At 71.9% G+C, this 13,315-nt stretch carries 15 protein-coding genes; 5 read left to right on the forward strand and 10 right to left on the reverse strand.

What is annotated here, in order from left to right; genetic code table 11:
* Window positions 1–95 precede the first annotated feature (95 nt).
* Complete coding sequence (locus ACTHMS_RS12800) at window positions 96–704, forward strand: DUF6114 domain-containing protein (RefSeq protein ID WP_440307053.1); 609 nt, start codon at window positions 96–98, stop codon at window positions 702–704.
* A gap of 4 nt (window positions 705–708) precedes the next feature.
* Window positions 709–1,260 (forward strand): hypothetical protein, encoded by a 552-nt coding sequence (locus ACTHMS_RS12805; protein WP_440307054.1) that lies wholly within the window; start codon window positions 709–711, stop codon window positions 1,258–1,260.
* Between the two features lie 10 nt (window positions 1,261–1,270).
* Here the strand turns inward: ACTHMS_RS12805 and ACTHMS_RS12810 are convergent, their stop codons facing one another.
* From ACTHMS_RS12810 to ACTHMS_RS12825, 4 genes are read right to left on the reverse strand one after another with little or no spacing between them, the layout of a single operon-like run.
* Window positions 1,271–1,519: a hypothetical protein gene (locus tag ACTHMS_RS12810; RefSeq protein ID WP_440307055.1), complete on the reverse strand. Its 249-nt coding sequence runs from the start codon at window positions 1,517–1,519 to the stop codon at window positions 1,271–1,273.
* A gap of 20 nt (window positions 1,520–1,539) precedes the next feature.
* Complete coding sequence (locus ACTHMS_RS12815) at window positions 1,540–2,004, reverse strand: SRPBCC family protein (RefSeq protein ID WP_440307056.1); 465 nt, start codon at window positions 2,002–2,004, stop codon at window positions 1,540–1,542.
* A gap of 60 nt (window positions 2,005–2,064) precedes the next feature.
* Window positions 2,065–3,405, reverse strand: a complete 1,341-nt coding sequence (locus ACTHMS_RS12820) for a hypothetical protein (protein ID WP_440307057.1) — start codon at window positions 3,403–3,405, stop codon at window positions 2,065–2,067.
* A 54-nt stretch (window positions 3,406–3,459) separates the two neighbouring features.
* Window positions 3,460–4,899: an MFS transporter gene (locus ACTHMS_RS12825; protein ID WP_440307058.1), complete on the reverse strand. Its 1,440-nt coding sequence runs from the start codon at window positions 4,897–4,899 to the stop codon at window positions 3,460–3,462.
* Between the two features lie 47 nt (window positions 4,900–4,946).
* Here ACTHMS_RS12825 and ACTHMS_RS12830 point away from each other — a divergent pair, with 47 nt between their 5' ends.
* Window positions 4,947–5,429 carry a winged helix-turn-helix transcriptional regulator gene (locus tag ACTHMS_RS12830; RefSeq protein ID WP_440307059.1) on the forward strand — a complete coding sequence of 161 codons (483 nt, stop codon included), beginning with the start codon at window positions 4,947–4,949 and terminating at the stop codon, window positions 5,427–5,429.
* A 138-nt stretch (window positions 5,430–5,567) separates the two neighbouring features.
* Here ACTHMS_RS12830 and ACTHMS_RS12835 read toward each other — a convergent pair whose 3' ends face one another.
* Window positions 5,568–5,990: a PPOX class F420-dependent oxidoreductase gene (locus ACTHMS_RS12835; protein ID WP_440307060.1), complete on the reverse strand. Its 423-nt coding sequence runs from the start codon at window positions 5,988–5,990 to the stop codon at window positions 5,568–5,570.
* 30 nt (window positions 5,991–6,020) lie between these two features.
* On the opposite strand from ACTHMS_RS12835, the gene ACTHMS_RS12840 reads away from it, so the two are divergent.
* Window positions 6,021–6,950: a hydroxymethylglutaryl-CoA lyase gene (locus tag ACTHMS_RS12840; RefSeq protein WP_440307061.1), complete on the forward strand. Its 930-nt coding sequence runs from the start codon at window positions 6,021–6,023 to the stop codon at window positions 6,948–6,950.
* 7 nt (window positions 6,951–6,957) lie between these two features.
* On the opposite strand, the gene ACTHMS_RS12845 is transcribed toward ACTHMS_RS12840, so the two are convergent.
* Both ACTHMS_RS12845 and ACTHMS_RS12850 read right to left on the reverse strand, forming a co-directional pair.
* Window positions 6,958–7,491 carry a hypothetical protein gene (locus ACTHMS_RS12845; protein ID WP_440307062.1) on the reverse strand — a complete coding sequence of 178 codons (534 nt, stop codon included), beginning with the start codon at window positions 7,489–7,491 and terminating at the stop codon, window positions 6,958–6,960.
* 130 nt (window positions 7,492–7,621) lie between these two features.
* Window positions 7,622–9,340 (reverse strand): FAD-dependent oxidoreductase, encoded by a 1,719-nt coding sequence (locus ACTHMS_RS12850; protein WP_440307063.1) that lies wholly within the window; start codon window positions 9,338–9,340, stop codon window positions 7,622–7,624.
* 165 nt (window positions 9,341–9,505) lie between these two features.
* On the opposite strand from ACTHMS_RS12850, the gene ACTHMS_RS12855 reads away from it, so the two are divergent.
* Window positions 9,506–10,210, forward strand: a complete 705-nt coding sequence (locus ACTHMS_RS12855) for a class I SAM-dependent methyltransferase (RefSeq protein WP_440307064.1) — start codon at window positions 9,506–9,508, stop codon at window positions 10,208–10,210.
* An 18-nt stretch (window positions 10,211–10,228) separates the two neighbouring features.
* On the opposite strand, the gene pstB is transcribed toward ACTHMS_RS12855, so the two are convergent.
* Genes pstB through pstC form a run of 3 tightly spaced genes read right to left on the reverse strand, consistent with a single transcriptional unit; the run spans window position 10,229 to window position 12,962 of the window.
* Complete coding sequence (gene pstB, locus ACTHMS_RS12860) at window positions 10,229–11,008, reverse strand: phosphate ABC transporter ATP-binding protein PstB (protein WP_440307065.1); 780 nt, start codon at window positions 11,006–11,008, stop codon at window positions 10,229–10,231.
* 20 nt (window positions 11,009–11,028) lie between these two features.
* Window positions 11,029–11,985: a phosphate ABC transporter permease PstA gene (gene pstA, locus ACTHMS_RS12865; RefSeq protein WP_440307066.1), complete on the reverse strand. Its 957-nt coding sequence runs from the start codon at window positions 11,983–11,985 to the stop codon at window positions 11,029–11,031.
* Window positions 11,982–12,962 carry a phosphate ABC transporter permease subunit PstC gene (gene pstC, locus ACTHMS_RS12870; RefSeq protein WP_440307067.1) on the reverse strand — a complete coding sequence of 327 codons (981 nt, stop codon included), beginning with the start codon at window positions 12,960–12,962 and terminating at the stop codon, window positions 11,982–11,984. The genes pstA and pstC overlap by 4 nt, the downstream gene beginning before the upstream one ends.
* Between the last annotated feature and the right edge of the window lie 353 nt (window positions 12,963–13,315).

Below are 13,315 nucleotides of genomic sequence, written 5' to 3' on the forward strand. Positions count from 1 at the left end.
CTCAGCCACAGCTCCGGCCGGTCCGGCGGCGCCGGCGACGGTCCGCGTTGCGTCTCTCGCGCCATCGACCCGACGCAACCGGGGCCGCCGACGCAATGTCGGCGCCCGAGGAGGAGTCGGTCGGGATCGACGCCCTTCTCGCCGAGGACGGCGGCGCCGACCCCGCCGAGGAGGTGCCCGCCGCTCGGCCGTCGCCTCGCCCGCGGTCGCCGCAGTTCGACGGGTCGCGGCTCCACCGCGCCCGGTTGGGGTTCCGGCGCTGGCGCCGGACGCGGCCGTTCTGGGCCGGGCTCTGGTGCCTCATCGGCGCGACGATCATCGCCTACGGCCCGTTCACCGTGATCCAGCTGATCCTGATCTCGGGCACGGTCGTGTGGGCCGGCATCCTCGTCGGCGTGCTCGTCGGGGTGATGGGCCTGTGTCTTTGGTTCGCGCCGCACTTCCACACGCTGGTCGGCATCCTCGCCGCGCTGTTCTCGGTCTTCTCACTCATCACCTCGAACTTCGGCGGCTTCCTGATCGGCATGCTCTTCGGCATCATCGGCGGTGCGATGGGGTGGGCCTGGCGGCCGTTGCCGCCGGACAGGCAACCGTCCGTGCCGACTACGACGACACCAACGCCGACGACGCCGCCGACGCCGCCTGCGGACGACGAGACCGCGGTGCTGCCGACCGGCGTGGCCGTGGACAGCGCCACCGGGTGACAGCGTGTCCACGAGGCCGGTGCGCCGCGCCGTCGGACGCGCGCCGCTGACGGTGGCCGCGGTCGCGCTGCCCCTCGTGCTCGGCCAGGGGCCCGTCCCTCGCCTGCCGCCGTCACTGACCGTTCGTCCGGCCGCAGCACCCGCGCCCGTGCCGGTCTCGCTCACCGCCACGCGACTGACCACCACCGGGTTCGCCTACGCGGGCGTCGTCAGCGTGCCCTCGGCCGCCGGCGCGGTCGCGGCGTTGCGCTTCACCATCGCCGCGGCCACCGCGTCCGAGCTCGTCATGTCCACCGGGTGCGGTGGCGGCCCCGCGCTCGTGCTCTCCGCCGCCGACGGGGCGGCGCCGTCCGGGCTGGTCATCGACGCCACGTCGTTGCAGGCGTCCGTCGCGGGCGCCCCGATCGCGCTGTCCGCCGCGGCACCGCCCGACCCCGCGTCCGTGCCGACGGGCGACCTGGTGCTCACCGACGTGTCCGTGCACGCGGTCGCGGTACGCGCGACCGGCCTCCGGCTCGCAGGCACCGGGCTGGCTCCGGGCAGTTGCGGTCCGTGAGCCTGACGGGTCAGGCCGCCGCGTGGATGAACGTGACCACCACGGCGTACGCGACGGCGACGGCCGCCACCTTCACGACGTCGGGCAGCAGCGCGCGCGGCGTCTCGCGCGGCCGGCGCGACTGTGCGGCCAGGCCGACCACCGCGAGCAGGCCGAGGACGATGATCACGACGTAGGCGCCGGCAAGGCTCGACGGCGCGATCGAGGCCGGGACGGCCAGCGCGAGCAGCGCCGCGAGCGCCGCCAACAGGCAGGACACGCGTGCGTGCCCCGGTGGGCCTACGCGCCCCCGCCGCTCGCGGCGTAGCGCTCCTCGATGTGCTTGCGCAGCGCGGCGTCGCTGTGCCGGATCGAGAGGGCCACGATCGGCTCGAGCGCCTTGCCCAACGCCTTGCCGGCCAGCCCGCCGGGCAGCTCGTAGGTGAAGTCGACGACGATCTTGGTCTCGGTGTCGCTGAGCTTCTCGAAGCGCCACGTCGAGCGGTTGACGAAGCCCTTGATCGACTCCATCCGGATCAGCGCGTCCTGCTCCCACGCCGTGATCTGCACCGTCGAGCTCAGTTTCACCGGCTTGACCTGGAACGTGCCCTCGAACACCGCGTCCAGGCCCTGGTCCTTCGCGCCGACCGGACGGAAGTCGGCGAGGCCGAACATCCACTGCGGCGTGGTGCGGTAGTCGTCGATGTAGGCGAACGCGACCGACAGCGGTGCCTTCGCTGCGCCCTCGTGGTGGATGTCGACCATGGCAGCAGAACCTACCGGCGCACCGGCCGGATCGCGCGACGGTCGACGCACATCACGTCGTCAGCCCTCGGCGTAGCGCCGCAGCGCGTGCATCTCCATGTCGTGCTCGGCGAGGGTCTGCGGCGGGAGCGCCTTGGTCGCCCGCCACTCGGCGAACACCATCGACAGGAAGATCATCGCGAAGACGACGGCCGTGACGAGGTTGCGTCCGAACACCTCGACGGCGGTGCGCGCGGCCTGCACGTAGGTGAACACGGCCGTGCCGGCGTCGGTGTCGCCGCTGCTGCCGAGCACGTGCGTGCCCTCGACCTTCGCGGTGAGCAGGAATAGCACGATGCACGCGAGCGCGGCGAGGTTGATCCACCCGCCGACGCGACCGGCCTTCGGCAGTTCGACGCGGGCCTCGGCGATGGTCATCGGCCGCCCGTAGACCTTGCGCCGCAGCACGAACAGCCACGGCCCGAAGGCGAGCAGGCCGACGCCGAGCACCAGCAGGAAGTTGCCGATGATCTGGTCGATGAGGATGAAGACGACGACCAGGAAGATCGAGTAGAACGGCGCGGTCGACAGCAGGAACCAGCCGGGCAGGGCGGCCGCGGGGAAGAGGAAGCGCATGCGTCCGGCGCCCTTGATGACGCCCGCCGGCACCGTGATGATCACCGGCAGCAGCGCGAGCGCGTAGCTGACGGCGGCGGCGACGCGCTGCGAGAGCACGAGCGCATGCACCTGCTCGGTGGCCGTCATGCCGCCGTTGGCCAGGTCGTTCTCGCTCGCCAACTGCCGCAGCGGATCGAAGTCGATGAGCGTGTCGATCGGCAGCAGGGCGGTCGCGATGGGGATGAGGATCGACAGCGCCCAGCACCCGATGAGCACGCGCGACGTGCGCCGCAGCTCGGTCCAGCGCCGTACTCCGACGACCGCGGCGAGCGGCACGAGGGCGAGCGCCAGCGTCGGCAGCCAGCGGGCGAGCTCGCCGAGCGCGGTGCGCTGCAGCGTGACGCCGGCGACCGACGGGTCGTCGGCCGAGCCGGCGTCGACGGCCGACAGCACGACGCCGAGCAGCAGGATCGGCAGCGCGACGAGCATCGTGCTGCGCCGCCAGGTCAGCAATGCCTGCATGCGCGGCTCGTGCACCCCCGCGGCCTCGAGTGCCGCCCGTTCACGCGACGTGACGGCGATGTCGCTGACGTTCCAGTCGACGGCACGCTTCAGGTGCTGCCCGACCGACGGGCCCGCGGGCGGCGGGGTGGCGGGCCACCCATTCGGCGGCGGCCCGCCCGCCCACGCGCCGGCCGGCGGGACGGGCGCCTGGACGGGCGCCTGCACCCAGCGCTGCTGCGCGGCGTCCCAGACCCACCCGGGATACGGCGAGCCGGCGACGGGCGGTGGCGGTGCACCCATGACACGCTCCTGTCGATCAGTGGCACGGAGCTTGCCACGGATCTTGGTCGCGCATCAGCCCGTCGCGACCACCGTCCCCGCTTCGTCATCGACGGCCACGGGACGAACCGGGACAGCCGTGACGACCGGGGCGGCCGACGGGATGCGCAGCCCCAGCCCGGCCGACAGCACGGCCAGCCCGGCGGCGATCGTCCACGCCAGCCGGAAGTGCGCGAGCGGGTCGCCGCCACGGGCCAGCACGGTCACCAGCACTGCCACCCCGAGCGCGGACGCGACCTGCCGCGCCGAGTTGATGAGACCCGAGCCGGTGGCGGCCCGCTCCGGCGGCAGCGCGGTCGCGCCGGCCGCGATGAGCGTGCCCATGGCCAGCCCGACGCCGATGCCGCCGACGAGCATGGCCGGCAGCAGGTCGACGGCGTAGCCCGTGCCAGCGCCCGCCGTGGCGATGCGCCAGACGAAGCCGGCGGTGAAGAGCACGCCGCCCGCGGCGGTGAGCCGCCCCGCGCCGTACCGGTGCAGCAGCCGCGCCGATGCCACCGTCGTGAGCGGCACCATGAGCGGGCCGGGCCCGAGGGCGAGGCCGGTGCGCAGCGCGGACCAGCCCCACACCTCCTGGCACCACAGCGAGTTCGACAGCAGCATGATCGCGAATGCGGCGCTGAACGCGATCAGGGCGACGGTCGCGGTGCGGAAGCGCGGCACACGCAGCAGGGGCAGTTCGAGCACCGGCCGCTCGTGCGTGCGGCAGCGTTCCACGAACAGCACCGCGCCGAGCACCGCGGCCACCGCGAGCGCCACCGTGCCCGGGGCCGTCCAGCCCCAGTCGGGCGCCTGCACGAGCGCACCGGTGATCGCGGCGACGGCGACGGTGAGCAGCGCCGCGCCGAGCAGGTCGGGCAACGGCTCGCGCTCGCGGGCGGGCGGGCGCGGCAGCGTGCGCACGCCCGCCGCCAGGGCCAGGAGGCCGATCGGCTGGTTGACGAGGAAGACCCAGCGCCAGGATGCGGCGACCAGCAGGCCCCCGAGCACGGGGCCGCAGACGGCGGCGACGGCGCCGACGGCCGCCCAGCCCCGCGTCGCGTTCGTGCGCCGCTCGGCGGCCACCGACGCCATGAGCAACGCCAGCGAGGTCGGCAGTTGCGCGGCCGCGCCCGCCGCCTGCAGCACCCGCACCGCGACGAGGCTGCCGAGATCCGGCGCCGCGGCGCAGAGCACCGACGCCACGGTGAACAGCGCGACGCCGCCGAGGAACACGCGCCGGTGGCCGAGACGGTCGCCGAGGCGTCCGGCCGGCACCAGCAGGGCCGCCAGGGTGACGGCGTAGGCGTTCAGCACCCACGACACGGCGCTCAACGACCCGCCGAGGTCACGCGCGATGTCGACGAAGGCGACGTTGACGATCCAGAGGTCGAGGTTCGCCATGAAGACCGCGGCCGCGATGACGACCAGGGCGAACCGCCGGCGTCCGCGTAGGTTTGATTCTCCAACCGTCATGGTGGGGGACGGTAGCGGTCGACGGTTTGATATGCAAACCTTGACGGGTGACCACCCGACCGCTCGACGTCCCCACCGTGGCCGGTCGCCCGTGCTCGGTGGCGGCGGCGCTCGAGATCGTCGGCGACCGCTGGTCGTTGCTGATCGTGCGCGAGCTGCGCTTCGGCAACCATCGCTTCAGTGCCATCGCCCGCAACACCGGCGCACCGCGTGACCGGCTCGCCGCGCGGCTCAAGGACCTCGTCGCCGCGGGAGTCGTCGAGGCGCGGCAGTACCAGGCGTCACCGCCCCGGTCGGAGTACCACCTCACCGAGGCCGGCCGCGAGCTCGCGCACGTGCTGCAGGCGCTGCGCGAGTGGGGCGACCGGTGGGCGGTCGAGACGCCGCCTGTGCGCCTCAAGCACCGCGATCACGACTACCGCACCGGCGGTGTCTGCGCCGAGTGCGGTGAGCCGGTGCGCGCCCGCGACCTCGAGTGGCAGACGACCGACCCGCGGTGGGATCTCGCCGGACCGGTCGCCACGACCTGAGGTCGACGCGTGCGCCGCGGCGTCGACCTTGGCGGTCGGCGCGCCCAGGAGCACCCCAGAGCCGCCAAGGTCGACGTGCGGTCTCTCCCGCATCACCGCCCGACCGGCAGGACCCCGGACTGCACGGGGGTGACCCGCTCAGTCTGCCCCCGGTGTGCCGGGCTGTACCGGACGACCCGCCAGGAGGACGGCCGATCCATAGGCACGGGAGACCGCGATCATGAGCGCGACCCGGTGCGGGTTCTCGCGCGGCACGCGGTACCGCTCGGCGTAGCGGCGCTCGGCGTCACGCACCGCGTCGGCGTCGCGTGCGACGGTCGCGGTGCCCTCGAGGCTGAGCCAGCGGCGTCCGTCGACCTGGCAGAGCACGACCGGGGCGCCGCGCTCGGCGTTGCGCGCCTTGACGCTCGTGCCGCTGGTGATCACCCGCGCCAGCCCGGCGGCGTCGTCCCAGGTGAAGCCGACCGGCGTGACCTGCGGTCGCCCGTCGGCGTGCAGCGTGGTGAGCGTCGCCAGGTGCCGTTCGGTGACGAAGGCGAGGCCGTCGGGGGAGAGGAACACGAGGCGACGCTAGTGGAGCACGATGGACGGATGCGTTCACCGCAACGGGTGCCCCGTGCCGATCTGCCCGACCGCGTGACGATCTGGGAGGTCGGCCCGCGCGACGGGCTGCAGAACGAGGCCGGGACCGTGCCGGTCGGCGTCAAGGCCGAGTTCCTCGCCCGCCTCGCCGACGCCGGCCTGACGACGATCGAGGCGACCAGCTTCGTGCACCCGAAGTGGGTGCCGCAGCTGGCCGACGCCGAAGAGCTGCTCACGACGGCCGAGCGACGCCCGGGCCTGCGCTACCCGGTGCTGGTGCCGAACGAACGCGGCCTCGACCGGGCCCTGGCACTGGGCGTCCGGGACATCGCGATCTTCGGCAGCGCCACCGAGACCTTCGCGAGCAGGAACCTCAACCGCACGGTGGACGAGTCGCTGGCGATGTTCGCGCCGGTGGTGGCGCGGGCCCGCGACGCGGGGCTCGACGTGCGGGCCTACGTGTCGATGTGCTTCGGCGACCCGTGGGAGGGCGACGTGCCGATCGAGCAGGTCGTGTCGGTCGGGACGCGACTGCTCGGGCTCGGCTGCTCGCAGCTCTCGCTCGGCGACACCATCGGCGTCGGCACCCCCGGCCACGTGCGTGCCCTGCTGGCGGCCTTCGCCGACGCCGGCGTGGGCGCCGAGCGGCTGGCCGTGCACTTCCACGACACCTACGGGCAGGCGCTGGTGAACACCCTGGCCGCGCTCGAGTGCGGCATCACCACGATCGACGCCTCCGCCGGCGGGCTCGGCGGCTGCCCCTACGCGAAGAACGCCACCGGGAACCTCGCCACCGAGGACCTCGTCTGGATGCTCGACGGCCTCGGCATCGAGACCGGCGTCGACCTCGGGCGGCTCGTCGAGACCAGCGTCTGGATGGCGGGCCACCTCGGCCGCCCGAGCCCGTCGCGCGTGGTGCAGGCGCTCGCCGGCACCTGACGCGGCGTCAGATCAGCAGGCGGTCGTCCTCGGGCAGCACCTCGGGCGACTCGGGCACGCCGTCGCCGCCGCTGCGGCACCACGGGCACCACGGCTGCAGCCGGCGGTGGGTGACCTGCGCGAGCACGAGGTAGATGAGCGAGGCCTGGATCGCCGCCCACACCCACTTGCCGATGTAGTCGTAGGCGAATGAGCTGCCGAGCACGACGGCGAGGTACGGGCCGACGAAGCGCATCTCGCTGCCGTTGTGGGCGAGCCAGAAGCGCCACTTCTTGCGCTCGGCCTCGGCCGAGGGGTTCAGCGGCATGTGCGCCATGCACATCTCGCAGAGGCGCCGGTCGTGCCGCCGCATGAGCACGAAGCCGCCGACCACGCCGGCGATGATCGCGAGGGCGAGACCGAGGCCGGCGTAGCCGGGCTGCGGGAAGAGGCCGACGAGGATGGACGCGGCGATGGCGACGATGAGCGACTCGCCCCCGTAGTGCCCCCAGACATCGCCCAGGCGAGTGATCGGCGATCCGTGCTCGTGTGAGTGCTCCATGCAGATCACTTCCGTTCGTCCCCCGACGTTGGACCCAACGTACCCCGTCGGACGCTCCTTTGAACTGAGGAACGATCGAGGGCACCGCTCGGGTACGAGCGGTGCCCTCGTGGCACGTGTGCGGGTGATCTCAGGCGGTGCGCACCGTCGGGATGCCGAGCGGCACGCGGCGCAGCGCGGCCGGTGCGTGGTCGGGCACCGCGGGGTCGCGGGGCGCGATCGGGTCGAGGCGGCGGTAGGGCTCGTCCTGGCCCGGGCGCTGGTCGACCTCGCCCTTGTTCGGCCACAGCGCGGCGGCCCGCTCGGCCTGCGCGGTGATCGACAGCGACGGGTTCACACCGAGGTTCGCGCTGAGGGCGGCGCCGTCGACGACGTACGCGTCCGCGTAGCCCCAGAGGCGGTGGTACGGGTCGATGACACCGGTCTCGCGCGAGTCGCCGATGGCGCACCCGCCGATGAAGTGGGCGGTCATCGGGATGTTCATGATGTCGCCCCACGTGCCGCCGGCGAACCCGTCGACCTGCTCGGCGAGCTTCTCGGCCGCCTCGTTCGCCACCGGGATCCACGTCGGGTTGGGCTCACCCTGCCCCTGCGTGGACGTCATCTTGCGGCGCCCGAACCTGGTCGTCCGGCGGGTGACCGTGATCGAGTTGTTCAGCGTCTGCATCACCAGCAGGATCAGCGCCCGCTCGGACCACTTGCGGGGCACGAGCTTCCAGAACAGCCAGGGCTTGGCGGACAGCACCTTCACGACCTGCGCGAGTCGGTAGGCGCGGCTGCCGCCCTCGGTGATCGGGGCCTGCAGCAGGCCCATCGCGTTGCTGCCCTTCGCATACCGGCACGGCTCGATGTGCGTGTGGTCGTTCGGGTGCCACGACGACGTGAGCGCGACGCCCTGCGTGTAGTCGGCCTGCGGCTTGTCGACGAGGACGCCGAGGATCGCCTCGGAGTTCGTCCGCGTCAGGTAACCCAGGCGCGGCGAGATCTCGGGCATCGTCGACTCGCGCAGCTCGTGCAGCAGCTTCTGGGTGTTGTAGGTGCCGGCGGCGAAGACGACCTTGTCCGCGGTGAAGGTGCGTCCCTTGCGCCTGCCCTTGAGCAGCGAGCCGGTGGGCGTCGTCTCGACGGCGAAGCCGCCGCCGGCCTGCGGCACGACCTTGGTGACCGTGGTGAGCGGGTGCACCTCGGCGCCCTTCTTCTCGGCGAGGTACAGGTAGTTCTTGACCAGGGTGTTCTTGGCGCCGTAGCGGCAGCCGGTCATGCAGCCGCCGCACTCGGTGCAGCCGGTGCGCTCGGGGCCCTCGCCGCCGAAGAACGGGTCGGGCACGGTGCGGCCCGGCTCCTGCCGGCCGTCGCGGCCGAAGAACACGCCGACCGGCGTCGCGTGGTAGGTGTCGGCCTTGCCGAAGGTGGCGGCGAGCTTCTGCATCTCGACGTCGGCCGGCGTCACGGTCGGGTTCTGGACGACGCCGAGCATGCGCTGGGCCTGGTCGTAGTGCGGCGCGAGTTCGTCCTGCCAGTCGGTGATGTGCGCCCACTGCGGGTCGTCGAAGAACGGCTTCGGTGGCACGTACAGGGTGTTCGCGTAGTTCAGCGAGCCGCCGCCGACGCCCGCGCCGCCGAGCACGAGCACGTCCTTGAGCACATGGATGCGCTGGATGCCGAACAGGCCGAGCTTCGGCGCCCAGAGGAAGTCCTTGGCGCGCCACGAGGTCTTCGGCAGCTCGTGGTCGGCGAACCGGCGGCCGGCCTCGAGGACGCCGACCTTGTAGCCCTTCTCGGTGAGCCGCAGCGCCGTCACGCTGCCGCCGAATCCTGAACCGATCACCAGGACGTCGTAGTCGGGCACCTTCACTCCACTATTGAGCAGGGATCAATAGAGCGAAGTTTACGCGCCGGTAGTCCCGATCACAATGTGCGAGCGGGTCGGCGGTGGCGCCGATCGACAGGGGATCGGATACTGCTGCGAGGCCTCGCCGACGCGCGGCCACCGGGGGAGGGGACAGTCGTGCAGGTGATCCGACAGGTGCCGGACGAGCGGCGCCGCATGATCGGGGCGATCGAGGCCTCGGCCCGCGACGGACGGGTGCGCCTGCTCGAGGCGGGCTGCGGCAACCGCTGGGGTCTGAAGCCCGAGGGACTCGACCTCTCCATCACCGGTGTCGACCTCGACGCCGAGGCGATGAAGCTGCGCCAGCAGCAGCACGGCGACATCGACGAGATGATCGTCGCCGACCTGCGCGACGTCGACCTGCCGCAGGGCGAGTTCGACGTCGTCTACTGCTCGTACGTGCTCGAGCACGTCGAGGGCGCCGAGCTCGTGCTCGACCGCATGGTCGCGGCACTGCGCCCGGGTGGGCGGTTGATCCTGCGTGTGCCCGACCGCGACTCGGTCTTCGGCTTCGTCGCGCGGCACACCCCGCACCGCACCCACATCTGGTTCAAGAAGTACGTCGAGCGCTTCCCGGACGCCGGCAAGCCCGGGCACGCGCCGTACCCCGTCGTGTACGAGCGCGTGGTCTCCGAGCGGGGCCTGCGCGCCTGGGCCGCCGATCGCGGGCTCGTCGTCGAGCAGCTCTACGCGACCTACTACTTCATCGACAAGTTCGGCCGCCTGGCCCCGCTCGTCGACGCCGGCCTGCGGCTGGTGGCCGCGCTCTCGCGCGGCCGCCTCACCGCCCGCTGGAACAACCTCGGCCTCATCGTCCGCAAGCCCTGACGCCGGACGCGGACCGGCTCAGCCGAAGCGGCCGCTGATGTAGTCCTCGGTGCGGCGGTCGGTGGGGTTCGAGAACATCGTCTTGGTGTCGTTGATCTCGACCAGCTGGCCGGGCTTGCCGACGCCGGCGAGGTTGAAGAACGCCGTCTTGTCCGACACCCGCGCGGCCTGCTGCATGTTGTGGGTGACGATGACGATCGTGTAGCGCTCCTTGAGCTGCTGGATGAGGTCCTCGATCGCCAGCGTCGAGATCGGGTCGAGCGCCGAGCACGGCTCGTCCATGAGCAGCACCTGCGGATCAACGGCGATGGCGCGGGCGATGCAGAGCCGCTGCTGCTGGCCGCCGGAGAGCCCGGCACCCGGCTTGTCGAGGCGGTCCTTCACCTCGTCCCAGAGGTTGGCGCCGCGCAGCGACTTCTCGACGACCGAGTCGGTCTCGGACTTCTTCATCTTGCCGCTGTTGAGCTTGAGCCCGGCGACGACGTTGTCGTAGATCGACATCGTCGGGAACGGGTTGGGCCGCTGGAACACCATGCCGATCGTGCGGCGGACGTCGACGGGGTCGACGTCGTTGCCGTAGATGTCCTCGCCGTCGAGGCGCACCTCGCCCTTGATGGACGCGCCGGCGATCACCTCGTGCATGCGGTTGAGGGTGCGCAGCACGGTCGACTTGCCGCAGCCGGACGGGCCGATGAAGGCGGTCACCGAGCGCGGCGCGATGGTGAGGTTGACGTCCTCGACGGCGAGGAACTTGCCGTAGTAGACGTTGAGGTTCTTGACGTCGAGGCGCTTGGCCACGGGAACTCCCTGTTCCGGTTCTAGTTCGAGACCTTGGAGCGCCGGGCGATGAGCCGGGCGACGATGTTGAGGACGAGGACGAGCAGGATCAGCGTGAGCGCGGTGCCCCACATGCGGCCGGTCGCGTAGTTGGTGATGCTCTCCTTGGCGCCCGTGAACGGGTTGGTCTTGCCGCCGGACGTGTTCCCGGCGTTCGGGAACTCGTGGAAGATCATCGTCGGCAGGGCCGCCTGGTTGCCGCTCAACGGGTTCAGGTTCGTGTTCGCGCCGTACTGGGCGAGGATGAGCAGCGGCGCCGTCTCGCCGGCGACACGGGCGATGCCGAGCATGATTCCGGTGAGGATGCCGCTGAACGCCGTCGGCAGCACGACCTTGAGGATCGTCTTCCACTTCGGCACGCCGAGCGCGTAGGACGCCTCGCGCAGCTCGTTCGGCACCAGCTTCAGCATCTCCTCGGTCGTGCGCACCACGACCGGGATCATCAGCAGCACCAGCGCCAGCGAGACCCAGATGCCGGCGAAGTCGGCACCGAAGCCGATGATGAAGACGGCGTAGATGAACAGCGCGGCCACGATCGACGGCACACCGGTGAGGATGTCGACCATGAACGTGACGATCGACCGGAACCGGCCGCGCCCGTACTCCACGAGGTAGACCGCGGTCAGCACGGCGACCGGCACCGCGATGACGGTGCAGATGGCGACCTGCTCGAGCGTGCCGATGAGCGCGTGCGCGATGCCGCCGCCGGGCACGGTGTACTGCGACGTGCTGCGCTGGTCGTCGGTCCACCACGAGGCGGCCTGCAGCACGTGCCAGCCCTTGGTGATGACGGTGAGCAGCAGCCAGACCAGCGGCACCAGCGCGATCAGGAAGCAGGCGCCGATGAGCGTCGCGGCGATCTGGTTCTTGACCTTGCGCTTGCGCGACGGCGTGCCGAACGGCGAGGTCGTGACGGGGACGGTCAGCGTGGCCATCAGACGAAGTCCTTCCGGCGGTTGACGACGGCGCGGGCGGCCGCGTTGACCAGGAAGGTCAGCGCGAACAGCACCAGGCCGGCGGCGATGAACGGGCCGGGGTGGGCGAACAGGGCGTCGCCACCGCTCGCGATGCGGGCGGCGAACGTCGAGCCGTGACCGAACAGCGACGGGTCGAAGTCGGCACCCTCGCCCGCCGAGCGCACGACCAGGTAGACGGCGATGGTCTCGCCGAGCGCCCGGCCGAGGCCGAGCATCGCGCCGCTGATCACGCCGGGGCGGCCGTAGGGCAGCACCGCCATGCGCACCATCTCCCACTTGGTGGCGCCGAGGGCGAGGGCGGCCTCGATGTTGGCCCGCGGCGTGCGCTGGAAGACCTCGCGCGAGACGGCGGTGATGATCGGCAGGATCATGATCGCGAGCACGACGCCGCCGTCGAAGACCGTGCCGACGCCGCCGGCGCTCTCCTTGAAGATCGGGATCCAGCCCAGCACGTCGGTGAGGAACGTCTGCACGCCGGTCAGGTGCGGCGCGAGGAAGAAGACGCCCCAGATGCCGTAGATGATCGACGGGATCGCCGCGAGGAGGTCGACCGCGTAGGCGACCGGACGCGACAGGCGGGCCGGCGCGTAGTGCGTGATGAACAGCGCGATGCCGACGGCGACGGGCACCGCCAGCAGCATCGCGAAGACCGAGATGAGCACGGTCGTCCAGAGCAGGCCGGCGATGCCGAAGGTCTCGGTCTTGAACGAGCCGGAGACCAGGAACGACCGCGAGGTCAGGAAGTTGGCCTTGTCGTCGCGGATCGCCGGGATCGCGTAGTACAGCAGGAAGGCGGCGACGAGCAGCACCAGCGCGACCACGAACGCGCCGGCGCCGGTGGTGAGTGCGGTGAACACGCGGTCACCGACACGCTTCTTGCCGCCGCCGATGCTGGACGAGCCGGCGCCGAGCACGCGCGGGCCGTCGTCGGCGAGGATGCCGAGCGGCTGCGCCGAGCCGATGACCGCCGGGTCGTCGTGCGGGACGGGCGGGATGCTGCGGTCGTCCGACGGCTGGGTCTCGCCCAGCGTGGACGGCAGGTGGGGATCGGTCACGCGCGCCTCCGGTTCGGGCGGTGCGGCCGCCTCCGGCGCTGCGATGCGGGTGCGGACGCGGCCGGTGCGGTTTCCGTCGTCCATTGTGGCGATCACGCCTCTCGGCGGTAGGGGCTGAAGCAGGACATCACGAACGGTGGTGGCGCCGGGCGGGCCGGGCCCCCACCGGGCGATGGGGGGCCCCGAAAATTACCCCGTGAGGAGGTATTTGGGTTGGGGGCGGGGCCCCTGGTGTG

The sequence above is a fragment of the Jatrophihabitans sp. genome, from assembly GCF_051960575.1.
In the GTDB taxonomy this organism is placed as follows: domain Bacteria; phylum Actinomycetota; class Actinomycetes; order Mycobacteriales; family Jatrophihabitantaceae; genus JBQCEE01.

Coding starts and splice junctions, on each gene's coding strand:
- ACTHMS_RS12800 (WP_440307053.1), top strand. CDS start 96: ATGTCGGCGCCCGAGGAGGAGTCGGTCGGGATCGACGCCCTTCTCGCC.
- ACTHMS_RS12815 (WP_440307056.1), bottom strand. CDS start 2,004: ATGGTCGACATCCACCACGAGGGCGCAGCGAAGGCACCGCTGTCGGTC.
- ACTHMS_RS12820 (WP_440307057.1), bottom strand. CDS start 3,405: ATGGGTGCACCGCCACCGCCCGTCGCCGGCTCGCCGTATCCCGGGTGG.
- ACTHMS_RS12825 (WP_440307058.1), bottom strand. CDS start 4,899: ATGACGGTTGGAGAATCAAACCTACGCGGACGCCGGCGGTTCGCCCTG.
- ACTHMS_RS12840 (WP_440307061.1), top strand. CDS start 6,021: ATGCGTTCACCGCAACGGGTGCCCCGTGCCGATCTGCCCGACCGCGTG.
- ACTHMS_RS12845 (WP_440307062.1), bottom strand. CDS start 7,491: ATGGAGCACTCACACGAGCACGGATCGCCGATCACTCGCCTGGGCGAT.